We start from the raw sequence: 21,817 nt of genomic DNA, 5'->3' as shown, positions 1-21,817 counted from the left end.
GCATCTTGCCTCACAATGCCAGGCTTCAGGAAACAGCGGCTGCCTTTAATCTCTCGACCCGCCGCATCTGCCAAACCGAATACCCGACCAATGCGGCAATCAGGATCGCCCCACCCGTCAGAGTACGGGCCGACGGCACTTCGGCGAAAATCAACCAGACCCAGACCGGTGCCAGGATCGTCTCCAGCAGGTAGAACATCCCCACTTCCGGACCGGACAGGTATTTAGGCCCGGTCGCGAGGCACCAGAAGGCGAGCGGCATCATGATCGCGCCGTCGAACATCACCGAGAGGGGATTGGCGAGCGAAAAGCCGTCGGCCATGACGAAAGAGGCCGCGACACAGGCGGGTATGATGGTGGCGACCAAAGGGACGAAGCCCATATCGACACGTGCCGAGCGGCCGATGACGATCGCCAGCGACAGCAGGAACGAGGCGCAGGCTGCCAGCACGTCGCCGAAGAGATGCCCGCCCGCCAGACCGCCGGATACGATCAGCCCGACGCCGGCGACCATGATCAGCATCGTGACGAGCGTCGAGGGGGAGGGGCGCTCCTTGAGGATCAGCCAGCCGAGGATCGCCGCGAACATCGGCGTGAAGGCGACGATGAAGACGACATTCGCGGTGGCGGTGTTGAAGACCGCACCCATGAAGCAGAGCGTTGAAACGCCGTAGCTGAGGCCGGCCAGCGCGCCGACCCTGCCGGGCACCAGAACCGGCCGTGCCGTCGTAAACCGACGCACGATCAGCCAGAGAAGAATGGCAGCGGTAAAGGTCATTACGCTGCGAACCAGGACCGTCGACCACAGATCTCCATGACCGAGCCTGACCAGCGGCACATCGAAGGAAAGTGCCAGCCCGCCGATCGTGGTGAGCACAAGGCCCTTTCGATGTGTATTCATGATAGGTGATTTCAGAGATCGGTTGCGGGATCGAACAATTCCCATCCGCGGGCAGTCAGATGCTCCTGCGGCTGGTAGCGGGTCTTGTAGCCCATTTTGGCCGATCCTTTGACCCAATAGCCGAGATAGACATGCGGTACGCCCAATGCACGGGCGCGATCAATGTGGTCGAGGATCATGTAGGTCCCGAGCGAGCGTTTCTCGAGTTCCGGATTGAAGAAGGAATAGACCATCGAAAGCCCGTCGCTCATCAGGTCGGTGAGCGCCACGGCGATCAGTTCTCCCTTTGGCTCGGCGCTGATGCCTGAGCCGGGCTCGCGCAGCCGGTATTCGATGACGCGGGTGTTGACGTGGGTGTCCTCCACCATGATCGCGTAATCGAGCGCCGACATGTCCGACATGCCGCCGCGCTGGTGACGGTCATCGAGATAACGGCGGAAGAGGGCGAACTGTTCGGTGGAAGGCTGGGCCGGGTAGACTGTCGAGACGATATCGCGATTGGCGGCCAGCACCCGCTTCATCGACTTTGCAGGCTCGAATTCGTTGACAAGGATGCGCACAGAGACGCACGCCCGGCAAGCTTCGCAAGCTGGCCGGTAGGCAATGTTCTGCGAACGGCGGAAGCCGCCCTGGGTGAGCAGGTCGTTCATCTCGGCAGCCCGGGGGCCAACCAGGTGAGTGAAGACCTTGCGTTCCATCTCACCCGGAAGATAGGGACAAACTGCCGGAGCCGTCAGATAAAACTGCGGTGAGGGCGTTGCCTGGGTGTTCATTGCGTCGTGGGAATCCGGTCTCTGGTGGTCTAAATGTCATACCATGGAGCATAAAAGTTAAACGTCAACCATATGCGGCACTGCACAGTACAGGATTGACGATAAACTTTACGCCAGTGACGCGATCGTTACGCCGTCCGGACCACGATCGTGCCGAGCAGCAGGTCATGCACCAGGCGCGACCGTTCGATAAATAATCCGGCCAGAAGAATGAGCGGCGTCAGGACCGAGTTGATGATCCAGAAGAGCACCGTGTGGGCAACCGCCGTCAGGAAATCGATCCGGCGCCCGTCGAGGCGCGTCATGGCAAGTCCCATGGCTCGCATGCCGAGCGACGCCTGGCCGTTGCCGCCGAGCGTCATGCCGAAATAGAGAAGTGCGACGATCACGAACAGCGCCGGGTACAGCATGAAGCCGAGGCCAAGCGTGATGATGCCGAGAAAGAACACCACGATCGCCGCCGGAATGCACAGCAACAGCACGATCATGTAGTCGATGATGAATGCGAAGATCCGCCGGGACAGAACGCCGCTATAAGCGCGCCAATCGTCCGGTGCGGCATAGGTCGGATTGCGTTCAAGACTCATCGGGTTCGGTTCTCCTGTTGATCGAAGAGGATATGGTGACACATCCTCTTCTCAACAAGTGCCTGTCCTGACAGGCGTCAGCCCTTGGCAAGCTTCTTGGCCACATCCACCGCGAAATAGCTCAAAATTCCGTCGCAGCCGGCGCGCTTGAAACAGAGCAGGGTCTCCATCATCACCCGATCGCCGTCGATCCAGCCGTTCATCGCAGCCGCCTTGATCTGTGTATATTCGCCCGAAACCTGGTAGGCGAAGACCGGCAGCCCGAAGGCCTCCTTGATGCGCCAACAGATATCGAGATAGGCGATACCGGGTTTCACCATCAGCATGTCTGCGCCTTCCTCGACATCGAGGGCTGCGTCGCGCACCGCTTCGGTGCCGTTGGCGGGCGAGATGTAGTAGGAATTCTTGTCGCCCTTCAAAAGGCCGCTCGTGTTGATCGCTTCGCGATAGGGGCCGTAGAAGCCGGACGAGAACTTCGTCGCATAGGACATGATGCCGACATCCTGGTGGCCGCTCGCATCCAGCCCGCGGCGGATCGCGCCGATACGGCCGTCCATCATTTCCGACGGCGCGATGATATCGGCGCCGGCATCGGCCTGCATCACGGCGGCGCGGACGATCTGATCGACGGTTTCGTCATTGACGATGATACCGTCGCGCATGATGCCGTCATGGCCGTGGCTGGTGAAGGGATCGAGCGCCACGTCGGTAATGATGCCGATATTCGGCACGGCCTTCTTGAAGGCTGATGTCGCCTGGTTGATCAGGTTGTTGGCGAGGAGGCTGTTGGAGCCTGTCTCGTCGCGCAGCTCCATCTCGATATCCGGGAAAGTAGCAATCGCCGGAATGCCGAGATCGGCGGCTTCTTTTACGGCCTCTACCGCCTTGTCGATGCTCATACGGTTGACACCCGGCATGGCGGCGATCGGATCGACGATGCCGGTGCCGGGTACAATGAAGATCGGCCAGATGAGATCGTCCACCGTCAGCCGGTTTTCCTGAACGAGCCTGCGCGTCCAGTCGGCTTTGCGGTTGCGCCGCATGCGGCGGTGGCCGGTAATCTCGTCGACCAGATGCGTCTTGTCCATGGAACTGCTCCATCATCTATATGAATGTTGCGGTCCCATACCACGCTGCTCTACGCTTGCGAATGCGCATCATCGCCGCATTTGGTGTGGCGGTTAGATCCAGAGATCGTTCAACGCGGTCCGCTCGCCGCCCTGTTGCCCGGTATTCAGGATGCCGCGCGGCTCGATCACCATCATCCGCACTTCCTTCTCCGCGAACGGCTTGTGCTCGATACCCTTCGGCACGACGAACATTTCACCAGGCCCAATCGTCACCGACCCGTCGCGGAAATCGATGCGCAAATGCCCTTCGATGACGAAGAACGCTTCGTCGGTTTCGGGGTGATCGTGCCAGATGAAGTCGCCCTCGATCCGGACAAGCTTGAATTGGTAGTCGTTCATTTCCGCGATGACGCGCTGCTGCCAGAAATCCGGAATTCGCTCCAGCTTTTCCGCAAGATTGATCGATCGGTACGACGTGTCTTGATGGCTCATGAAAGGTCCTCGATTGCCCACGTAGGCTACGAGATTTTCGAAAGGCGCTCTTGAACGATCGTGCCGGGGAAAGAACTCCCTTTAAGAAGGTCTGCGTATCGCAAGGTTTGTGCATGAAACGGGCGGGAGACTCGCCCGCCGTGGCGCTCCTGTATATGGTGCGGCGCATGGAACCTGATTCACCCGTGGTGCCGAAGCGCACCCTCACGGAAATTCTCTACGTGATCTTCCTCCGGATGGTCGCGATCGCCTGTTTCTGGTTCGGCCTGCAATATTGGGCGATGCTGGTCGGTTATTCGCTGAAGGGCATGGCGCGCTTCGATCTGCTCTCGCTGCCGTGGAAAGTCGCGGCCTCATCGCTCGCGGTGCTTTTCCCCGTCGCCTCGCTCGGGCTCTGGCTCACCGTGTCCTGGGGGCCGGTGCTCTGGGCACTCGCAGCGGCAGGGCAGGTGTCCATGTATCTGATCTGGCCGGATGTCTTCGGGCATAACCGTCTCGTGCCCATCCTGCACGGGCTGGTGGCGGCGCTTTACATCATCTTCCGGCTCTCTTTATGGATCGAAACCCGCCGCAAGGCAGAGCGGGTAAGGATTGATTCACCCTGAAATTAAAGCAATTTTCGCCGGATTTTATCGAAATTTGGCGCTTAAGTCTTTGATTTTAAAGGAGCGAATTTCTGGCGCTCGGGAGCCGGCAAAAGACGCGGAGAATTCCGCGTGACGTATTAAGCTCTTGTTAAGCCTATGTTTTAAGTCGAATTTTAAAAGCTTTCGATAATGTCTGTCTCAAGGCGGAAGAAAACAAATACCGCCAAACAAAACAGGATGAGGCAGTCATGATGAACACGAAACTGAAGCCGCAGGCGGCACCGGCAATCGTAGCGGATCCGCATGAAGAAACCATTCGCGCTCTCTACATGGAGTCGCTGCATCTGGTAGAGCGCCTGCACCGCCGTCTTCTCGATGTGATCAAGGACGAGTTCGACCGCCAGGGTCGCGACGACGTCAATGCAGTCCAGGCACTGCTGCTGTTCAACATCGGCAATTCGGAACTGACGGCCGGCGAACTGCGCTCCCGCGGTTATTACCTCGGCTCGAACGTCTCCTACAACGTCAAGAAGCTGGTCGACCTCGGCTTCATCAACCACTCCCGCTCCCGCATCGACCGCCGCTCGGTCCGCATCAGCTTGACCCCGGAAGGCCAGGAAATCGCCGAAACCGTCGGCAAGCTCTACGAGCGCCACATCGGCTCGATCGAAAAGGTCGGCGGTATCGGCGAGGGCGAGTTCTCCCAGATGAACAAGCTGCTGCAGCGCCTGGACCGTTTCTGGAACGATCAGATCCTGTATCGCCTCTAATCGGCCAACATCGGAAGACGTCGCGCCGAAATCCACGGCGGCGCACGTCCAGGCCAATGCGGAAAAGCCTTCGGGCGAGCGAACACTTCAGATTCTCCAGTCATGCGGTGAACGCAAAGCCAGAAAGGCGCACGGAGACGTGCGCCTTTCTGGCTTTCACGATTTGTCGAGGAATGATTTCAGGCTGCGGCGCTTTCTCCGCCAGGCAGAAGCAAACTCGTCAACTCCGTCCAGCCGTCGGGCCGCTGCCCGCACACCTTCTCGGGCCAGCCGCACAGGCCGTCCTTCTCGACATAACCGACACAGCGCACCGCATCGTCCTGGCTGAAATAAAGCACAGCAAGCCGTCCGGGCTGCAATGCTTCGATGGGCTGTAAGGTCAAACTTTCGCTCCGCAAATTCTCAGGGGTAATTTCTGACCCGCTCGACTTGCTTCAGGCTTGCGCTCTCCAAGCCCGGGCAACCATATCCGAAAATCCTCTTCGCGGATGACTGCCGCCACAATGACGATATCGCGGTGCAGGTCGGGTTAGCGGGCGGTTATCGAACGGCGCGGCAAACCGCTTCTGCGCCATCATGCGAAAGAATGCCCGCCGGTTGTGGTTTCGGCAGCACATGCATGCCAAAAAAGTCACGCCTCCACACGGCTTTGTGACACGATAACGCCTGACACGAATTGGCCATATTGCTATGGGACCGGCAGAGTGAATGGGCTGGCGGAAATTCGCGTTTCACAACCTGCGATGACGGCGAAATCTCCGACCAAATCTCCCAACGGCGGCGCTTCCATTTTGCGCCTTTGTTAACCATATCCCGGTAGGCGTCTTAGTCTGATGCTCGGGACCAGATGGGTTGTATGATGTCGAAGAAAATCGGATCTGAAGCTGTTACCCGCCGCGCGCTGCTTCGCACGGCCGCCACCGTTGGAGCCGCGGCACTTGCCGCGCCGGCTTTGGCCCAATCGGCTTTCGACGATCTGATCAACGCGCCGCGCCGCGGCACCTGGGATGACCAGTTCGACGCCAAGGCCGCGTCGCGTACCGCCGTCAACATCGCCTCCAACAATCCGGTCCTCGGCCCGTCCGGTCCGGCGAACATGCAGCAGGCGATCATGGATTACCAGCAGATCGTCTCGAACGGTGGCTGGCCGGATGTCAATCCGGGTCAGGCGAAGCTCAAGATCGGCGTCGTCGATCCGTCCGTCCAGGCTCTGCGCCAGCGACTGATGATTTCCGGCGACCTGCCGCGCGGCGCCGGCATCTCGTCCGCTTTCGATTCCTACGTCGATGGCGCCGTCAAGCGCTTCCAGGCCCGCCACGGCCTGCCGACGGATGGCGTTCTCGGCGAATTCACCGTCAAGGCGCTCAACATCTCCGCCCAGGTCCGCCTGCAGCAGCTGAACACCAACCTCGTTCGCCTGCAGACTTTCTCGGGCGATCTCGGTCGCCGCCACGTCATGGTCAACATCCCGGCCACCTATGTCGAAGCCGTGCAGGATGGCCAGGTCGTGTTGCGCCATCCGGCGATCGTCGGTCGCCTCAGCCGTCCGACCCATCCGATCAATTCGAAGATCTACGAGGTCATCCTTAATCCGTACTGGACGGCGCCGCGCTCGATCATCGAAAAGGATATCGTGCCGCTGATGCGCAAGGACCCGACCTATCTGACGCGCAACAACATCCGCCTGATCGACGGCAAGGGTGGGGAAGTGGCGCCGGAATCGGTCGATTGGAATGCGCCGAAGGCTCCGAACCTGATGTTCCGCCAGGACCCGGGCAAGAACAACGCCATGGCGTCGACCAAGATCAACTTTCACAACCCGAACAACGAATACATGCATGACACGCCCGAACAGGGCCTGTTCAACAAGCTTATGCGGTTCGACTCGTCGGGCTGCATGCGCGTCCAGAACGTTCGCGACCTGATCGTCTGGCTGCTCGCCGAAACACCGAACTGGCCGCGCCAGCAGATCGAAAGCGTCATCGCCAGCCGCGTCAACACGCCGATCAAGCTGCCGGTCGAAGTTCCGGTCTATATCGTCTACATCACCGCCTGGTCCGCCAAGGACGGCGTGGTGCAGTTCCGCGATGACATCTACGAGATGGACGGCAACCAGGAACTGGCGCTGCAGACGACTGCCGGCATGGAAAAGCCGGTCGGTGCTGCCGCCGACGACGACCTGCTGCCGCGGTAACCGCAACGGGTTCCCCAACCTTCGAGCCGCATCCCTTATCCGGGTGCGGCTTTTTCGTTTCCGGATGAAATCGCCGCGCCTTCCGGCTGGCAAATGTCGTTCCCCGTATTGCCCTTGGGTTACCGGAACGCTAAGACGCGACATCGCATGCACACCCCTTAGCATACGCCCTTTGAGGAGCCTCGCACATGTCGAACACCACCGCCTTCTTCTCTCGTCCGCTTGCCGAATCCGATCCGGAAATCTTTGGCGCGATCGAGAAGGAGCTGGGTCGCCAGCGCCACGAAATCGAGCTGATCGCTTCGGAAAACATCGTTTCCCGCGCCGTGCTCGAAGCGCAGGGTTCGATCATGACCAACAAATATGCGGAAGGTTATCCGGGCAAGCGTTATTACGGCGGCTGCCAGTTCGTCGATATCGCCGAAGAGCTTGCCATCGAACGCGCCAAGAAGCTGTTCGGTGTCAATTTCGCCAACGTCCAACCGAATTCCGGTAGCCAAATGAACCAGGCCGTCTTCCTGGCACTGCTGCAGCCGGGCGATACGTTCATGGGCCTCGACCTGAATTCCGGGGGCCACCTGACCCATGGTTCGCCGGTCAACATGTCCGGCAAGTGGTTCAACGTCGTTTCCTACGGCGTGCGCGAAGGCGACAACCTGCTCGACATGGATGAAGTCGCCCGCAAGGCCGAAGAAACCAAGCCGAAGCTGATCATCGCCGGCGGCACCGCCTATTCCCGTATCTGGGACTGGAAGCGTTTCCGCGAGATCGCCGACTCGGTCGGCGCTTATCTGATGGTCGATATGGCCCACATTGCCGGCCTCGTGGCCGGCGGCCAGCATCCGTCGCCGTTCCCGCATTGCCATGTCGCGACCACGACGACCCACAAGTCGCTCCGCGGCCCGCGCGGCGGCGTCATCTTGACGAACGACGAAGATTTGGCCAAGAAGTTCAACTCGGCCGTTTTCCCGGGTCTCCAGGGCGGCCCGCTGATGCACATCATCGCCGCCAAGGCCGTAGCCTTCGGTGAGGCGCTGCAGCCGGACTTCAAGGACTACGCCGCCCAGATCGTCAAGAACGCCAAGGCGCTGTCCGAAACGCTGATCGCCGGCGGCCTCGATATCGTTTCCGGTGGCACCGACAACCACCTGATGCTGGTCGACCTGCGCAAGAAGAACGCCACCGGCAAGCGCGCTGAGGCAGCTCTCGGCCGCGGCTATATCACCACCAACAAGAACGGTATTCCCTTCGACCCGGAAAAGCCCTTCGTCACCTCCGGCATCCGCCTCGGCACGCCGGCCGGCACGACGCGCGGTTTTAAGGAAGCCGACTTCAAGGAAATCGGCAACCTCATCGTCGAGGTGCTCGATGGCCTGAAGGTCGCCAATTCGGATGAGGGCAATGCTGCCGTGGAAGCAAGCGTGCGCGAAAAAGTCGTCGCATTGACCGACCGCTTCCCGATGTATCCCTATATGTAAGCCGACGAGTTCAGGCTTAAGGAGACGTAATGCGCTGCCCCTATTGCGGATCGGAAGACACGCAGGTGAAGGATTCGCGTCCGGCGGAGGATTACACCTCCATCCGCCGGCGGCGTATCTGCCCGGATTGCGGCGGCAGGTTCACCACCTTCGAGCGCGTTCAGCTGCGTGAGCTGATGGTGGTCAAGAAGACCGGCCGCAAGGTGCCCTTCGACCGCAACAAGCTGGTGCGTTCGTTTCAGATCGCGCTGCGCAAGCGGCCGGTCGATAACGACCGCATCGAACGCGCCGTGTCCGGCATCGTCCGCCGGCTGGAAAGCTCCGGCGAGACGGAAATCTCGTCGGAACAGATCGGCCTGCAGGTGCTGGAATCGCTGAAGAGCCTCGATGACGTGGCCTTCGTGCGTTACGCTTCGGTCTACCGCGATTTCTCCCATGCGGAGGATTTCGAGAAGGTGATCGAGGAGATCAACGCCAAGATCGGCCGCGATCCCGGCATGGAGCCCTGAGGCTGTGTCCGAGGGCATCAACGAGATCGGAACGACATTTACCGATGACGATCGCCGGTTTATGGCGCGCGCGCTCGAACTGTCCCGCCGCAATATGGGACAGACCGACACCAATCCCTCCGTCGGCTGCGTCATTGTCCGCGATGGCGAGGTCGTCGGCGAGGCGGTGACTGCAAAGGGCGGCCGCCCGCATGCGGAAGCCCAGGCACTGGTGATCGCCGGCGAACAGGCCAGCGGTGCTACCGCCTATGTCACGCTCGAACCCTGCTCGCATTTTGGCCGCACGCCGCCCTGCGCCAACGCGTTGGTGAACGCAGGTGTGGCCCGCGTCGTCATCGCGTTTGCTGATCCCGATCTGCGTGTGTCAGGCCGTGGCACGACGATCCTTGGCGAGGCTGGCATCAAGGTCGAAACCGGTCTGATGGAGGATGAGGCAAAACGGGTGATGGCCGGCTACCTCACGCGTCAGACAAAGGGCCGCCCGCATGTGACGCTGAAGCTTGCCGTGTCCGCCGACGGCATGCTCGGCCGGCGCGGCGAGGAGATCGCCATCACCGGCGCGGAGGTGAAAGCGGAGGTGCACCGTCTGCGTGCCGTGAGCAATGCAATCCTCGTCGGCGCAGGAACGGCCTTATCGGATGATCCCAAGCTCACAGTCCGCCTTCCAGGGTTTGAGGGGAATTCGCCGACCCGCATCGTGCTGGACGGTAAGCTGACGATCCCGCTCGAATCGAAACTGGTTGAGACAGCGCGCGACGTGCCGGTGATCGTGGTAGCGGCGCCGTCGGCCCTGCATGACATGCTCGGCAACCCGACGCGCCGGCACCGCCTGCTGCGGGAAGCCGGCGTCGAAACCATGGAAGCCACCAGCCTCGATATCCTCCTGGCCGTTCTCGCCATGCGGAACATGTCCACACTGCTGGTCGAAGGCGGCGCGATCGTCGCGAAAGCTTTCCTTGATGCCGGCCTGGTCGATCACATCGTGCTCTTCCAGGGCACAGGCACGATCGGGGAGGGCGGTCTTGAATCGCCGCTCACGCCATCCGATATGCCAGCCGGGTTCCGGCTGATCCGCGAAGAAGCGTTCGGGCCGGATCGGATGTTCGAATACGAAAGGTCTTCCTGATGTTCACCGGAATTGTCACCGATGTCGGCACCGTCGCGGCTCTGACGCCGATGGACGAGGGCGTAAAGCTACGGATTTCGACGAACTACGACCCGAAGACCATCGATATGGGTGCATCGATTTCTCACGGCGGTGTTTGCCTGACGGTGACGGCACTTCCGGAAAGCGGCAGTAACGAGCGCTGGTTCGAGGTCGAGGCCTGGGAAGAAGCGCTGCGGCTGACGACGATTGCGAGCTGGAAGCAGGGCACCCGCGTCAATCTTGAGCGCGCCTTGAAGATCGGCGACGAACTCGGCGGCCATATCGTTTCCGGCCATGTGGACGATAAGGCCGAGATACTGTCGATCGAGCATGAAGGCGAGGCGGTTCGTATTCGTTTGCGCGCGCCCGAACATCTGGCACGCTTTGTCGCGCCGAAGGGTTCGATTGCGCTCGACGGTACCTCGCTGACGGTAAACGCCGTCAATGGCACGGATTTCGATGTGCTTCTTATCCGCCATACGCTGACCGTCACCACCTGGGGCGACCGCAAGGCCGGCGATTTCGTCAATTTCGAAGTCGATACGATGGCGCGTTATGCTGCGCGGCTGGCGGAGTTCCCGGCCAAGATCTAAGGCTTATGCCGCATCCCCGAACTGGCGGCGGATTTCCGCGAACTTCGGCGCGATCTTGGCAAAAACGCCGACCAGCGCCGGGTCGAAATGCGTGCCTGCTTCCCTGACGATCAGGCCCACGGCATCGTCATGCGGCATGGCAGGCTTGTAGATGCGCTCTGACACCAGCGCGTCGTAGACATCGGCGATCGCCATGATGCGCCCGCAGATCGGGATATCTTCGCCCTTCAGGCCCTGCGGATAACCGGTACCGTTCCATTTTTCATGATGGGTATGGGCGATTTCCTTGGCAAGGCTGAGGAAGGGCGTGGTCGAACCCATATAACGTTCGGCCGTGGCGATTGCCGCGCGGCCAAGCTCCGCGTGGGTCTTCATCACTTCATATTCTTCCGGCTCGAGGCGTCCGGGTTTAAGCAGGATGCTGTCGGGAATGCCGACCTTACCGATGTCGTGCAGTGGTGCTGATTTATAGAGAAGATCGATCACGTCGTCGCTCAGCAGCGCTTCATAACCGCCATGGTCGCGCAATGCTTCTGCAAGTGCCCGAACGTAATGCTGCGTGCGGCGTATGTGGTTGCCGGTTTCATGGTCGCGGGTTTCCGCCAGCGATGCCATGGCAAGGATCATCGCGTCGCGGGCGCGGGCGGCATCTTCCTTGGCGGCAGCCAGTGAATTGATCAGCGATACATTGGTGATCGCAATGGCGGCGCTATTGGCGATCCTCTGGAGGATACGGACGGATTCGTCACACGGACGCGCAGCCTTGGCCCAATAGGCGCCGATCGCTCCGATCGGATCGTCCTGGCGCACGGGAACCATTGCCAGGCTTTTGACGAAGGTCGGACGGTAGGCGGCATGCGGAATGCGGTCGTCCTTGTAGATATCCTCGATCACCACGACTTCGGCATGCTGCATGGCCCAGCCGGAAATGCAGGCTTCGAGCGGGAAGCGCTGCCCCTTCCACAGGGGAGAGATGGCGTCTTCGTCGGCATAGTGGCATTTGTCGCCATCGCGCAGCACGAAAGTCACCCCGTCTGCGCCGACCAGCCGGCGGGCAGATTGCCGGACGATCATCATCACTTCATCGAGCCCGCGAGCCATCGACATCCGAAAAATGAAATCTTCAAGACTGTCGGCGGTCGGTGCGGCCTGTAGCGAAATGGCGTCCATGTGGCTCTCTACGATATAGGGCTTTCTATATCCAAATTCCCTAATAAAGGGAGAACGCGGAAACTGGAATCAGACAGTGCATCAACTTTCGCTCTATTCTTACTCAGAGTTTGCGAAAGGCAATCGCGGCCTTCATTTTCTACATCTCATACTTGCAGAAAAATGAACGCCGGCTAGTCAATTTTCGCGGGACAGGACGACGATCTCACCGTGATAGTCGGATCGTGCGAATTCGCGGAAGCCGAGGCGGCCGGCAAGCCGCAGCGATGGCTCGTTATCGGGACTGATGATGCAGGTCATCTGCCGCTCCGGATGGCGCTGTTGCGCCCAGCCGATCATGGCGCTCACCGCTTCATAGGCGTAACCCTTGCCCTGTGCGGAAGGGATTAGCGCCCAGCCGGTTTCGAGCGTTCCTTCGATCGACGGCATCATCTCGCGGCGCATGTCCTGAAAGCCTGCTTCTCCCAAAAGGTTACCGGTCGCCTTTTCCTCGATCGCCAGAAAGCCGAAGTCCATGAGATGCCACATGCCGCGGACGCGCAACATGCGGCCCCAGCTGTTTTCACGGCTGATCGGCGTGCCGGTAATGAAGCGCACGACGTTCGGATCGGCCCAGATGGCCGCAAAAGCCTCGAAGTCCGAAAGGCGATGCGGGCGCAAGATCAGCCGTTCGGTTTCGATCGTCGGTATGCTATTCATTCACTCCTCCCAGAGGCCCAGGCAAATGCAAGGCATCCAGCTATTCCCGATTCGCAGGGCTGAGTTCAGCGAAATTTGCTTGCCATTCGGACTAAGGCGTGTTTTGACCGCGACCTGCCGGACGGATGCGAACCGGCTCAGTTGACAATCGGTCCGATTTGAACGCCAAACCCAAAGGTGAACCATGTCGCGTGAAACCGCTCCCCATATCCTGATCGTCGAGGCGCGCTTCTACGACGACATGGCCGATGCGCTTCTGGAAGGCGCGACCCATGCGCTGAAGGAAGCCGGCGCCACCTATGACGTCGTGACCGTTCCGGGTGCGCTGGAAATCCCGCCGGCAATCGCCATGGCGCTTGACGCAGGCGAAGAGGGTGGCACCGAATACCATGGCTTCGTGGCGCTCGGCATGGTGATCCGCGGCGAGACGTATCATTTCGATATCGTTGCCAACGAATCCTCCCGCGCGCTGATGGACCTTGCGGTTTCGGAATCGCTTGCTATCGGCAACGGCATCCTGACTGTAGAAAATGACGAACAGGCCTGGGCGCGTGCCCGCCGTTCGGACAAGGACAAAGGCGGCTTTGCCGCACGCGCCGCGCTGACCATGATCGCGCTGCGCGAAAAGCTGAATGGTGGTTGATTTTATGGCCAAGGAAGGCGAACACCCGGTCAAGCCGGCGAACCAGCGGGGCGCCGCACGGCTTGCCGCCGTGCAGGCTCTTTACCAGATGGATATCGGCGGCACCGGCGTGCTGGAAGTCGTGGCGGAATACGAGGCGCATCGCCTCGGCCAGGAACTCGACGGCGATACCTACCTCAAGGCTGATCCGTCCTGGTTCCGCTCGATCGTCTCAGGCGTCGTGCGCGACCAGACCAAGATCGACCCGGTGATCCGTTCCTCGCTGGAAGAAAGCTGGCCGCTGTCGCGCCTCGATTCTACGCTGCGCGCTATCCTGCGCGCCGGCACGTTCGAAGTGATGGAGCGTAAGGACGTTCCGGTCGCCGTCATCGTCACCGAATATGTCGAAATCGCCCGTGCTTTCTTCGAAGAGGACGAGCCGCGCATCGTCAACGCCGTGCTCGACCGCATCGCCAAGCAGGTGCGTGGCGAAACGAAGAAGTAATCCGAGGTAAAAGACATGGACGCTGGGCTGGATCTTCAAACGCAGATACGCACCGCCCGGCGTAGCGTCGGACTACTCGCGGTCGCCCAGGCAATCCTAGGTTCGATCGCGCCATTGTCGATTTCCCTCGGTTCGCTCGCCGGATACCAGCTTCTCGCCGAAGATAAGTCGCTTGCGACCGCACCGATCACCGGCTTCAATGTCGGCACTGCCTGCGGCGCGGTGGTGATCGCCATCGCATCGCGCTGGCTCGGCCGCAAAGAGGCTTTCATGCTGGGCAGCATGGTCGGTGTGCTCGGCGGCGCGGTGGCCGCGATCGCTCTGTTGCGCGGCAGCTTCTGGCTTTTCGTTTTAGCGCTCGTCCTGATCGGCACCTGTGCGGGTTTTACCCAGAAAATCCGTTTTGCCGCGGCCGACGCCTCGCCGTCGGTCTACAAGCCGAAGGCGATTTCCTGGATCCTCGGCGCAGGCGTTGTCTCCGCCGTGCTCGGCCCGCAGATCGCCATCTGGGCGAAGGACCTGCTGGTGGAGGCTCCCTTCGCGGGTGCCTTCTTGGCGATCATTCCGCTCTGCATCATCGCCTTCGGTGTTCTGACCTTCCTGAAGCTGCCGAAGCCTTCGACATCCTCGGCACATGCCGTGCCTGCCCGGCCATTGGGCGAGATCGTCCTGACCCAGCGGTTCATGATCGGCATGATCTGCGGCATCTGCACCTATGCGCTGATGACCTTCGTGATGACCGGCGCGCCGCTTGCCATGGTGATCGGCTGTGGTTTCCCGACCGAACTCGCGACATTGGGTATCCAGTGGCACGTGCTTGCCATGTTCGGCCCGAGCTTTTTCACCGGGATGCTCATCTCCCGCTTCGGCGCCGAAAAGGTCGTTGCAGCCGGCCTCGTGATCCTGATGGCGTGCGCCGTCGTCGCCCATATGGGCGTAGAACTCTGGAATTTCTGGTTGTCGCTTGTGCTTCTTGGCGTCGGCTGGAATTTCGGTTTCATCGGTTCGACGGCGATCGTCGCCTCCAGCTATCGGCCGCATGAGGCGGACAAGGTGCAGGGTTTCCACGATATCGTGCTGTTCGGCACCGTGGCGCTGTCGTCGTTTTCGTCCGGCAAGATCTTCATCGCCTACGGTTGGTCGTTCATCAATCTGGTGATCTGGCCGGTCACGATCATCTGCCTGATCCTGATCGTCAGTCTGATTCTTAAATCCCGCCCAAGGACGTCAGCTTGAAATCCGCCTGAAGTCTTGCCTTTCAGGGCTTGACGCAACGGCATCTCCACAGCAATCTCGCCTCCGCGTGAACGACCCCAGAGTCCTTGGGAGGGGAATCGGTCGTTCGTGCGGGAATGCGCATCGTGGAGTGTTGCGGCATCCTTCCCCATCCAAGGCAGATGGGTCGGCGCCGCAAGGTGCATGGCCGGATTGCATGGGCTGTCCGGCGCAAGGGAGAGGATGAAGCGAATGACCGTAATTCTGGGTGTGATCGTCTGCGGTTTGCTGTCGATCATTTATGCCGTCTGGGCGACGCGTTCAGTTCTGGCTGCCGACCAAGGCAATCAGCGCATGCAGGAAATCGCCGGATATATTCGTGAAGGCGCACAGGCCTATCTGACGCGTCAATACAAGACCATCGGTATCGTCGGCGTCGTTGTCGCCGTTCTGGCCTGGCTGCTCCTTTCGGGCACGGCCGCGCTCGGCTTTGTGATCGGCGCCGTCCTGTCCGGTCTCGCAGGCTTCATCGGCATGCACGTCTCGGTCCGCGCCAATGTGCGCACCGCGCAGGCCTCCTCGCAGAGCCTTGCCGCCGGCCTCGACATCGCCTTCAAGTCCGGCGCCATCACCGGCATGCTGGTCGCGGGTCTCGCTCTCCTCGGTGTCTCGATCTACTACTGGATATTGACCTCCGTTCTCGGTCACCCAAGCGGCTCCCGCGAAGTCATCGATGCGCTCGTCTCGCTCGGCTTCGGCGCTTCGCTGATCTCGATTTTCGCCCGTCTCGGCGGCGGTATTTTCACCAAGGGTGCCGACGTCGGCGGCGACCTTGTCGGCAAGGTCGAAGCCGGTATTCCGGAAGACGATCCGCGCAACCCGGCAACCATTGCCGATAACGTCGGCGACAATGTCGGCGACTGCGCCGGCATGGCGGCCGACCTGTTCGAGACCTATGCGGTCTCGGTCGTCGCGACCATGGTTCTCGCCGCGATCTTCTTCGCTGCTTCGCCGCTTCTGGCAACCACGATGATCTATCCGCTGGCCATCTGCGGCGCTTGCATCATCACCTCGATCATCGGTACCTTCTTCGTCAAGCTCGGCTCGAACGGTTCGATCATGGGCGCCCTCTACAAGGGCCTGATCGTCACCGGCCTCCTGTCGATCGTCGGGCTTGGCATCGCCACCCAGGTAACCATCGGTTGGGGTACCATCGGCACCGTTGCTGGCAAGGAAATCACCGGCAGCAACCTGTTCATCTGCGGCCTTCTCGGCCTCGTGGTGACGGCACTGATCGTCGTCATCACCGAATATTATACCGGCACCAACAAGCGTCCGGTCAACTCGATTGCCCAGGCGTCGGTCACCGGTCACGGCACCAACGTCATCCAGGGCCTCGCGGTCTCGCTGGAATCGACAGCACTTCCGGCGATCGTCATCGTTGGCGGCATTATCGCCACCTACCAGTTCGGCGGCCTGTTCGGCACCGGCATCGCGGTCACCACCATGCTCGGCCTTGCCGGTATGATCGTTGCTCTCGACGCCTTCGGTCCGGTCACCGACAACGCGGGCGGCATTGCCGAAATGTCCCACCTGCCGCCGGAAGTGCGCAAGTCGACCGACGCGCTCGACGCCGTCGGCAACACGACCAAGGCCGTCACCAAGGGTTATGCGATCGGCTCCGCCGGTCTCGGCGCTCTGGTTCTCTTCGCGGCCTATGCCAACGACCTGCAGTATTTCGCTGCCCGTGGCGATCAGTACCCATACTTCAAAGGTATCGGCGAAATCTCCTTCAGCCTCGCCAACCCTTATGTCGTCGCCGGTCTGATCTTCGGCGGCCTCATCCCCTACCTGTTCGGCGGTATCGCCATGACCGCGGTCGGTCGTGCAGCCGGCTCGATCGTCGAGGAAGTGCGCAGGCAGTTCCGCGAAAAGCCGGGCATCATGGAGGGCACGGAAAAGCCGGATTACGGCCGCGCGGTTGATATCCTGACCAAGGCTGCGATCAGTGAAATGATCATCCCGTCGCTTCTGCCGGTACTGGCGCCGATCGTCGTCTATTTCGGCGTTCTGCTGATCTCCGGTGGCGACAAGGCCTCTGCCTTCGCGGCACTCGGCGCTTCGCTGCTCGGCGTCATCGTCAACGGCCTCTTCGTGGCAATCTCGATGACCTCCGGCGGCGGCGCCTGGGACAATGCCAAGAAGAGCTTCGAGGACGGCTTCGTCGACAAGGATGGTGTTCGCCACATGAAGGGCTCGGATGCCCATAAGGCTTCCGTCACCGGCGACACGGTCGGCGACCCTTACAAGGACACGGCAGGTCCTGCGGTCAACCCGGCGATCAAGATCACCAATATTGTGGCATTGCTGCTGCTGGCGATCCTCGCCGGCTGATAGCGCGCCCCTGAAACAAGAAACCCGCGGGAATTGCTTCCCGCGGGTTTCTTTATGGAAATGCCTTGATCGCTTATCGCGAGTTCATGTTCTGGAACATGCTGCGCGCGGCCGATGCACCGGAGTTGGCGCCGGTGCCGCCGCTGAGAAGCTGTTGCAGGAACGTCAGGTCGCGACCGCCGGTCGGCGTCGTGCGCGAAATCGTATCGAAGACCTTGCCGTCCTGCAAGGTATAGTTCGCGCGACGCTCGACCGTCCCATCCTTGCCGAAATAAATCGCAACGACGTGTTGTTCGACCAGCCGCGGCTTCATGAAGGCCACAGCCCGTTCGCGCTTCTGCGAGATGTAGTAAAAAACTTCGTGATCGAACGTTGCTGTCGTCGAGGGCGTACCCATCGTCAGGGCTACCTGTTCGCGGCTCGATCCGACGGGGATCAGGTTCAGCGATTGTTCGTCGATGACGTAACCGTTGTAGATCGTATCCCCAAGCTGCATCGAGGAGCAGCCCGAAACGGCTACGGATGCGACGACCATCGCCATCGCGGTCTTATTCAAGAATGTCATTTCGTACCCGAAAACCCGCTTGTTCAACCGCTTCCCCCCAACTCAACGCGCCCTTGCTGCTCATATCATTATGGCTATTCGGGGACGGGAGCCTGTCCTGACGCCGATATGAGGCCATCGAAACTGCCCTGCCGTTTGCTCGCTGCTGAACGGCATTGCAATTCGTGCCTGCTTCGGTAAACCAGCTTTCGTTTCCATGCAACATGGCGGGTAAAAACCCGGCCTGTTCTGAGGAGACAAACAACGGGAAAACAGATGATCTTCGGCCTTTTCAAGAAGAAGAACCACAATCAGACGATCGTCAACCGGCAATACGCCACGTTGACGTCAGCGGCGCGCGTACCGTTCTTCTATACCGATCTCGACGTACCGGACACCGTCATGGGCCGCTTTGAGATGCTGACGGTGGTGATGATCCTGTTTTTCCGCCGCACGGCAAACTCCGCCGCCAGCGGCCAGGAACTGGCGCAGGAGATCGTCGATGCCTTCTTTCAGGATATCGATCATTCGATCCGCGAACTCGGCATCGGCGACCAGAGCGTTCCCAAACGCATGAAGAAACTTGCTGGCATGTTCTACGGCCGGCTGGAGACCTATGCGGAAGCGCTCGGCGAAAAGAATGCGGATAAACTGGCATCCGCGCTTCAGCGCAATATCTATCCGCAGAAGCAGGATGCACCTTCGATGCGCGGTCTGGCCGAATGGATGATCGCGGCCGAAGCGGCACTTGCCGAGGTTTCAGAAGACGAGATTTCCCGTGGCGGCGCGGTTCCGCCGCAGCCGGGAGAGTGAGGTTCCATGAAAAGCAATCATGACGGCGGTGAAAAGCCCGCCTTTTCTTATCCGGTAAAGGTCGGGAACATTTCCGCCAACGCGGTAATGGTCAAGCTTGAAGCCGATGCTCGCGAACTTGAAGCGCTGGCCAAGGTCTGGCGGGTCGATGTGGTCAAGTCCCTGAAGGCCGAACTGCAAATGGCGCGATGGAAAAAGGACGGCGTTCGCCTGAAGGGCGATGTGAAAGCCGAAATCGTCCAGTCCTGCGTGGTAACGCTGGAGCCGGTGGCATCGACCATTAAAGAGCATTTCGAACAGATCTTCGTGCCCGAAGGATCCAAGCTCGCGCGCATCGTAACGAACGAAGTTTCCGAGATGGTACTTGATCCTGATGGCCCCGATCTGCCGGAAGCGTTTTCCGGCGATACGATCGATGCTGGCGAGGTTGTTGCCGAATTTGCGGCGCTTGCCATCGACCCTTATCCGCGCAAACCCGGCATCGAATTCAAGGATCATATTGAAGGCGATCCGAACGAGAAGGGTGGCCGTCCGAACCCGTTTGCAGCCCTGAAAGACTGGAAAAAGGACTGAGCCCTGTTGTAAGCGGCAACAAAAACTATATTTTGGCCACGAATTCGCCGACAGGGCCGCGCATGAGCAGGCTGCTGAAGACGCTGTAACAACTGACGAATGCCTCGGGCATACGTTCGGCGAAGATTAAGGATCAAGGACGCGTGATCAGAATTTCTATCGACGCCATGGGTGGCGATTTTGGTCCAGAGGTCGTCATTCCCGGTGCTGCCAAGGCGTTGGAACGTCACCCGGACGTAGTCTTCCTCATCTACGGGCTGAAAGCGCAATGCGAGCCGTTGCTGGCGAAATATCCTAAGCTGCGCGAAAAGTCCGTTTTCCATGAATGCGAACTCGCGGTCGGCATGGACGAGAAGCCGAGCCAGGCTTTGCGCCGCGGCCGCTATGTCTCGACCATGTGGCGTTCGATCGAGGCGGTAAAGCTCGGTGAGGCGGATGTTGCTGTATCGGCTGGCAATACCGGCGCGCTGATGGCGATGGCGAAGTTCTGTCTTCGCACCATGGCCAATATCGAGCGCCCGGCAATCGCCGGCATCTGGCCGACGCTGAAGGGCGAAAGCATCGTGCTCGATATCGGCGCGACGATCGGCGCGGATAGCCAGCAGCTCCTCGATTTCGCCCTGATGGGCGGTGCAATGGCCCGTTCGCTGTTCGAACTTGAGCGCCCGACCGTTGGTCTGCTCAATGTCGGCGTCGAAGAGGTCAAGGGCCAGGAAGAGGTCAAGGAGGCCGGTCGACTGATCCGCGAGGCCAACCTGCCGACCATTTCCTATCACGGTTTCGTCGAGGGCGACGATATCGGCAAGGGTACGGTCGACGTGGTGGTGACTGAAGGTTTCACCGGTAACATCGCACTCAAGGCTGCCGAAGGCACCGCGCGCCAGATCGCCACGCTGCTGCGCGAATCGATGTCGCGCACCTGGATGGCCAAGCTCGGCTACCTGCTGGCCAAAAGCGCTTTCGACAGGCTGCGCGAAAAGATGGACCCAAATAAGGTCAATGGCGGCGTCTTCCTCGGCCTGAACGGCATCGTCATCAAGAGCCACGGCGGCACCAATGCCGATGGTTTCGCCGCAGCGATTGATGTCGGCTACGACATGGCACGCAACGATCTCAACGCCAAGATCGCCCAGGACTTGAATTTTTACCATGCCCGTCGTCAGCCTCCCGCTGGCCCCGAAGCGGCATGACGACAGGATGTAAAAGAGCATGATCCGTTCAGTGGTTCGCGGTTTCGGGGCAGCGCTCCCGAAGCGGGTAATGACCAATCAGGAGCTGGAAAGCGTCGTCGACACTACCGACGAGTGGATCGTGCAGCGCACCGGCATCCGCCAGCGTTACATCGCCAGTGACGATGAAACGACCGCGTCGCTCGGTGAGCAGGCGGCGCGTGCAGCACTCGCAAATGCCGGCCTGACGCCCGACGATATCGATCTCGTTTTGGTCGCAACATCGACCCCGGACAACACGTTTCCAGCCACGGCCGTCAACATCCAGAACCGCCTTGGCATGACCCATGGTTATGCCTTCGACATGCAGGCCGTCTGCACCGGTTTCGTCTATGCGGTGGCGACTGCCGACATGCATATTCGTGGCGGCATGGCGAAGCGTGCACTGGTGATCGGCGCCGAGACCTTCTCGCGCATTCTCGACTGGAAGGACCGCACCACCTGCGTCCTGTTCGGCGACGGTGCCGGCGCCATCATCTTGGAAGCGCAGGAAGGCGAGGGGACGATCGCCGATCGCGGCGTGCTGACCTCGCATCTGCGTTCCGATGGCGCCCACAAGGACAAGCTTTATGTCGATGGTGGCCCGTCGAGCACCGGTACCGTCGGCCATCTGCGCATGGAGGGCCGCGAGGTCTTCAAGCATGCGGTCGGCATGATAACCGACGTGATCGAGGCGGCCTTCACCGCCACCGGCACGACTGCGGACGATCTCGACTGGTTGGTGCCGCACCAGGCGAATCGCCGCATCATCGACGGATCCGCGAAGAAGCTCGGCATTCCCACCGAGAAGGTTGTCGTGACTGTCGATCTGCACGGCAACACGTCCGCCGCATCGATTCCGCTTGCTCTTTCGGTCGCGGCTTCCGACGGCCGCATTAAAAAGGGCGATCTGGTGATGCTCGAGGCGATGGGTGGCGGTTTCACCTGGGGTGCATTGCTGTTGCGCTGGTAA

Annotated in this window: 24 protein-coding genes; 15 read left to right on the top strand and 9 right to left on the bottom strand. The window is 60.3% G+C overall.

The window, feature by feature from the left end; translation table 11 throughout:
• Positions 1 to 25: 25 nt before the first annotated feature.
• From KX729_RS03415 to KX729_RS03395, 5 genes are all read right to left on the bottom strand, one after another.
• Positions 26 to 901, bottom strand: coding sequence for a DMT family transporter (locus KX729_RS03415; protein WP_219741009.1), 876 nt, complete (start codon positions 899 to 901; stop codon positions 26 to 28).
• 11 nt (positions 902 to 912) lie between these two features.
• Positions 913 to 1,674 carry an arginyltransferase gene (locus tag KX729_RS03410; protein WP_219741008.1) on the bottom strand — a complete coding sequence of 254 codons (762 nt, stop codon included), beginning with the start codon at positions 1,672 to 1,674 and terminating at the stop codon, positions 913 to 915.
• A 128-nt stretch (positions 1,675 to 1,802) separates the two neighbouring features.
• Positions 1,803 to 2,261, bottom strand: a complete 459-nt coding sequence (locus KX729_RS03405; RefSeq protein ID WP_219741007.1) for an RDD family protein — start codon at positions 2,259 to 2,261, stop codon at positions 1,803 to 1,805.
• Between the two features lie 77 nt (positions 2,262 to 2,338).
• The gene (hemB, locus tag KX729_RS03400; protein ID WP_219741006.1) at positions 2,339 to 3,349 is read right to left on the bottom strand and encodes a porphobilinogen synthase; all 1,011 of its coding nucleotides are present in this window, start codon (positions 3,347 to 3,349) and stop codon (positions 2,339 to 2,341) included.
• A 93-nt stretch (positions 3,350 to 3,442) separates the two neighbouring features.
• On the bottom strand, positions 3,443 to 3,823 hold the full coding sequence (locus KX729_RS03395; protein WP_219741005.1) for a cupin domain-containing protein: 381 nt from the start codon (positions 3,821 to 3,823) through the stop codon (positions 3,443 to 3,445).
• Between the two features lie 167 nt (positions 3,824 to 3,990).
• On the opposite strand from KX729_RS03395, the gene KX729_RS03390 reads away from it, so the two are divergent.
• Positions 3,991 to 4,428: a DUF6163 family protein gene (locus KX729_RS03390; protein ID WP_219741004.1), complete on the top strand. Its 438-nt coding sequence runs from the start codon at positions 3,991 to 3,993 to the stop codon at positions 4,426 to 4,428.
• A gap of 233 nt (positions 4,429 to 4,661) precedes the next feature.
• The gene (ldtR, locus tag KX729_RS03385; RefSeq protein WP_219741208.1) at positions 4,662 to 5,180 is read left to right on the top strand and encodes a transcriptional regulator LdtR; all 519 of its coding nucleotides are present in this window, start codon (positions 4,662 to 4,664) and stop codon (positions 5,178 to 5,180) included.
• 179 nt (positions 5,181 to 5,359) lie between these two features.
• Here ldtR and KX729_RS03380 read toward each other — a convergent pair whose 3' ends face one another.
• Positions 5,360 to 5,563, bottom strand: coding sequence for a hypothetical protein (locus KX729_RS03380; RefSeq protein ID WP_219741003.1), 204 nt, complete (start codon positions 5,561 to 5,563; stop codon positions 5,360 to 5,362).
• A gap of 476 nt (positions 5,564 to 6,039) precedes the next feature.
• On the opposite strand from KX729_RS03380, the gene KX729_RS03375 reads away from it, so the two are divergent.
• The 5 genes from KX729_RS03375 (at position 6,040) to KX729_RS03355 (ending at position 11,101) form a co-directional block, all read left to right on the top strand.
• Positions 6,040 to 7,374, top strand: a complete 1,335-nt coding sequence (locus KX729_RS03375; RefSeq protein ID WP_219741002.1) for a L,D-transpeptidase family protein — start codon at positions 6,040 to 6,042, stop codon at positions 7,372 to 7,374.
• 188 nt (positions 7,375 to 7,562) lie between these two features.
• Positions 7,563 to 8,852: a serine hydroxymethyltransferase gene (glyA, locus tag KX729_RS03370; protein ID WP_219741001.1), complete on the top strand. Its 1,290-nt coding sequence runs from the start codon at positions 7,563 to 7,565 to the stop codon at positions 8,850 to 8,852.
• Between the two features lie 29 nt (positions 8,853 to 8,881).
• Positions 8,882 to 9,361, top strand: coding sequence for a transcriptional regulator NrdR (nrdR, locus tag KX729_RS03365; RefSeq protein ID WP_219741000.1), 480 nt, complete (start codon positions 8,882 to 8,884; stop codon positions 9,359 to 9,361).
• A gap of 4 nt (positions 9,362 to 9,365) precedes the next feature.
• A complete protein-coding gene (gene ribD, locus KX729_RS03360; protein ID WP_312990540.1) occupies positions 9,366 to 10,487 on the top strand; it encodes a bifunctional diaminohydroxyphosphoribosylaminopyrimidine deaminase/5-amino-6-(5-phosphoribosylamino)uracil reductase RibD in 1,122 nt (373 codons plus the stop codon).
• Positions 10,487 to 11,101, top strand: coding sequence for a riboflavin synthase (locus KX729_RS03355; RefSeq protein WP_219740999.1), 615 nt, complete (start codon positions 10,487 to 10,489; stop codon positions 11,099 to 11,101). Before ribD ends, KX729_RS03355 begins: the two co-directional genes overlap by 1 nt.
• Before the next feature lie 3 nt (positions 11,102 to 11,104).
• On the opposite strand, the gene KX729_RS03350 is transcribed toward KX729_RS03355, so the two are convergent.
• Positions 11,105 to 12,271 (bottom strand): GAF and HD-GYP domain-containing protein, encoded by a 1,167-nt coding sequence (locus KX729_RS03350; RefSeq protein ID WP_219740998.1) that lies wholly within the window; start codon positions 12,269 to 12,271, stop codon positions 11,105 to 11,107.
• 177 nt (positions 12,272 to 12,448) lie between these two features.
• Complete coding sequence (locus KX729_RS03345) at positions 12,449 to 12,970, bottom strand: GNAT family N-acetyltransferase (RefSeq protein WP_219740997.1); 522 nt, start codon at positions 12,968 to 12,970, stop codon at positions 12,449 to 12,451.
• Between the two features lie 184 nt (positions 12,971 to 13,154).
• Between KX729_RS03345 and ribH the strand changes: the two genes are divergently transcribed.
• The 4 genes from ribH to KX729_RS03325 all read left to right on the top strand — a co-directional run bounded on the left by ribH (position 13,155) and on the right by KX729_RS03325 (position 17,706).
• Positions 13,155 to 13,613, top strand: coding sequence for a 6,7-dimethyl-8-ribityllumazine synthase (gene ribH / locus KX729_RS03340; protein ID WP_219740996.1), 459 nt, complete (start codon positions 13,155 to 13,157; stop codon positions 13,611 to 13,613).
• Positions 13,614 to 13,617: 4 nt separating this feature from the next.
• Positions 13,618 to 14,097, top strand: a complete 480-nt coding sequence (nusB, locus tag KX729_RS03335) for a transcription antitermination factor NusB (protein ID WP_219741206.1) — start codon at positions 13,618 to 13,620, stop codon at positions 14,095 to 14,097.
• A gap of 15 nt (positions 14,098 to 14,112) precedes the next feature.
• Positions 14,113 to 15,333 (top strand): MFS transporter, encoded by a 1,221-nt coding sequence (locus KX729_RS03330; protein WP_219740995.1) that lies wholly within the window; start codon positions 14,113 to 14,115, stop codon positions 15,331 to 15,333.
• A gap of 231 nt (positions 15,334 to 15,564) precedes the next feature.
• Entirely contained in the window at positions 15,565 to 17,706 is a 2,142-nt protein-coding gene (locus KX729_RS03325) for a sodium-translocating pyrophosphatase (protein WP_219740994.1), read from the top strand.
• A 73-nt stretch (positions 17,707 to 17,779) separates the two neighbouring features.
• On the opposite strand, the gene KX729_RS03320 is transcribed toward KX729_RS03325, so the two are convergent.
• Positions 17,780 to 18,271, bottom strand: a complete 492-nt coding sequence (locus KX729_RS03320) for an outer membrane protein assembly factor BamE (RefSeq protein WP_219740993.1) — start codon at positions 18,269 to 18,271, stop codon at positions 17,780 to 17,782.
• 255 nt (positions 18,272 to 18,526) lie between these two features.
• Here KX729_RS03320 and KX729_RS03315 point away from each other — a divergent pair, with 255 nt between their 5' ends.
• The 4 genes from KX729_RS03315 (at position 18,527) to KX729_RS03300 (ending at position 21,817) form a co-directional block, all read left to right on the top strand.
• Positions 18,527 to 19,063, top strand: a complete 537-nt coding sequence (locus tag KX729_RS03315; protein WP_219740992.1) for a ubiquinol-cytochrome C chaperone family protein — start codon at positions 18,527 to 18,529, stop codon at positions 19,061 to 19,063.
• Positions 19,064 to 19,069: 6 nt separating this feature from the next.
• The gene (locus KX729_RS03310) at positions 19,070 to 19,636 is read left to right on the top strand and encodes a YceD family protein (RefSeq protein ID WP_219740991.1); all 567 of its coding nucleotides are present in this window, start codon (positions 19,070 to 19,072) and stop codon (positions 19,634 to 19,636) included.
• A 143-nt stretch (positions 19,637 to 19,779) separates the two neighbouring features.
• Positions 19,780 to 20,826, top strand: coding sequence for a phosphate acyltransferase PlsX (gene plsX / locus KX729_RS03305; RefSeq protein WP_219740990.1), 1,047 nt, complete (start codon positions 19,780 to 19,782; stop codon positions 20,824 to 20,826).
• Between the two features lie 19 nt (positions 20,827 to 20,845).
• A complete protein-coding gene (locus KX729_RS03300; RefSeq protein WP_219740989.1) occupies positions 20,846 to 21,817 on the top strand; it encodes a beta-ketoacyl-ACP synthase III in 972 nt (323 codons plus the stop codon).

The sequence above is a fragment of the Neorhizobium populisoli genome (assembly GCF_019430945.1).
GTDB classification, from domain to species: domain Bacteria; phylum Pseudomonadota; class Alphaproteobacteria; order Rhizobiales; family Rhizobiaceae; genus Neorhizobium; species Neorhizobium populisoli.
Note: the sequence above shows the minus strand (reverse complement) of the source record. Positions and strands in the feature narration are given on the sequence as shown.

What these genes read in the sequence shown, in the direction of transcription:
- KX729_RS03415 (WP_219741009.1), bottom strand. Translation starts at nt 901, where the DNA reads ATGAATACACATCGAAAGGGCCTTGTGCTCACCACGATCGGCGGGCTG.
- KX729_RS03410 (WP_219741008.1), bottom strand. Translation starts at nt 1,674, where the DNA reads ATGAACACCCAGGCAACGCCCTCACCGCAGTTTTATCTGACGGCTCCG.
- KX729_RS03405 (WP_219741007.1), bottom strand. Translation starts at nt 2,261, where the DNA reads ATGAGTCTTGAACGCAATCCGACCTATGCCGCACCGGACGATTGGCGC.
- hemB (WP_219741006.1), bottom strand. Translation starts at nt 3,349, where the DNA reads ATGGACAAGACGCATCTGGTCGACGAGATTACCGGCCACCGCCGCATG.
- KX729_RS03395 (WP_219741005.1), bottom strand. Translation starts at nt 3,823, where the DNA reads ATGAGCCATCAAGACACGTCGTACCGATCGATCAATCTTGCGGAAAAG.
- KX729_RS03390 (WP_219741004.1), top strand. Translation starts at nt 3,991, where the DNA reads ATGGAACCTGATTCACCCGTGGTGCCGAAGCGCACCCTCACGGAAATT.
- ldtR (WP_219741208.1), top strand. Translation starts at nt 4,662, where the DNA reads ATGAACACGAAACTGAAGCCGCAGGCGGCACCGGCAATCGTAGCGGAT.
- KX729_RS03375 (WP_219741002.1), top strand. Translation starts at nt 6,040, where the DNA reads ATGTCGAAGAAAATCGGATCTGAAGCTGTTACCCGCCGCGCGCTGCTT.
- glyA (WP_219741001.1), top strand. Translation starts at nt 7,563, where the DNA reads ATGTCGAACACCACCGCCTTCTTCTCTCGTCCGCTTGCCGAATCCGAT.
- nrdR (WP_219741000.1), top strand. Translation starts at nt 8,882, where the DNA reads ATGCGCTGCCCCTATTGCGGATCGGAAGACACGCAGGTGAAGGATTCG.
- KX729_RS03355 (WP_219740999.1), top strand. Translation starts at nt 10,487, where the DNA reads ATGTTCACCGGAATTGTCACCGATGTCGGCACCGTCGCGGCTCTGACG.
- KX729_RS03350 (WP_219740998.1), bottom strand. Translation starts at nt 12,271, where the DNA reads ATGGACGCCATTTCGCTACAGGCCGCACCGACCGCCGACAGTCTTGAA.
- KX729_RS03345 (WP_219740997.1), bottom strand. Translation starts at nt 12,970, where the DNA reads ATGAATAGCATACCGACGATCGAAACCGAACGGCTGATCTTGCGCCCG.
- ribH (WP_219740996.1), top strand. Translation starts at nt 13,155, where the DNA reads ATGTCGCGTGAAACCGCTCCCCATATCCTGATCGTCGAGGCGCGCTTC.
- nusB (WP_219741206.1), top strand. Translation starts at nt 13,618, where the DNA reads ATGGCCAAGGAAGGCGAACACCCGGTCAAGCCGGCGAACCAGCGGGGC.
- KX729_RS03330 (WP_219740995.1), top strand. Translation starts at nt 14,113, where the DNA reads ATGGACGCTGGGCTGGATCTTCAAACGCAGATACGCACCGCCCGGCGT.
- KX729_RS03325 (WP_219740994.1), top strand. Translation starts at nt 15,565, where the DNA reads ATGACCGTAATTCTGGGTGTGATCGTCTGCGGTTTGCTGTCGATCATT.
- KX729_RS03320 (WP_219740993.1), bottom strand. Translation starts at nt 18,271, where the DNA reads ATGACATTCTTGAATAAGACCGCGATGGCGATGGTCGTCGCATCCGTA.
- KX729_RS03315 (WP_219740992.1), top strand. Translation starts at nt 18,527, where the DNA reads ATGATCTTCGGCCTTTTCAAGAAGAAGAACCACAATCAGACGATCGTC.
- KX729_RS03310 (WP_219740991.1), top strand. Translation starts at nt 19,070, where the DNA reads ATGAAAAGCAATCATGACGGCGGTGAAAAGCCCGCCTTTTCTTATCCG.
- KX729_RS03300 (WP_219740989.1), top strand. Translation starts at nt 20,846, where the DNA reads ATGATCCGTTCAGTGGTTCGCGGTTTCGGGGCAGCGCTCCCGAAGCGG.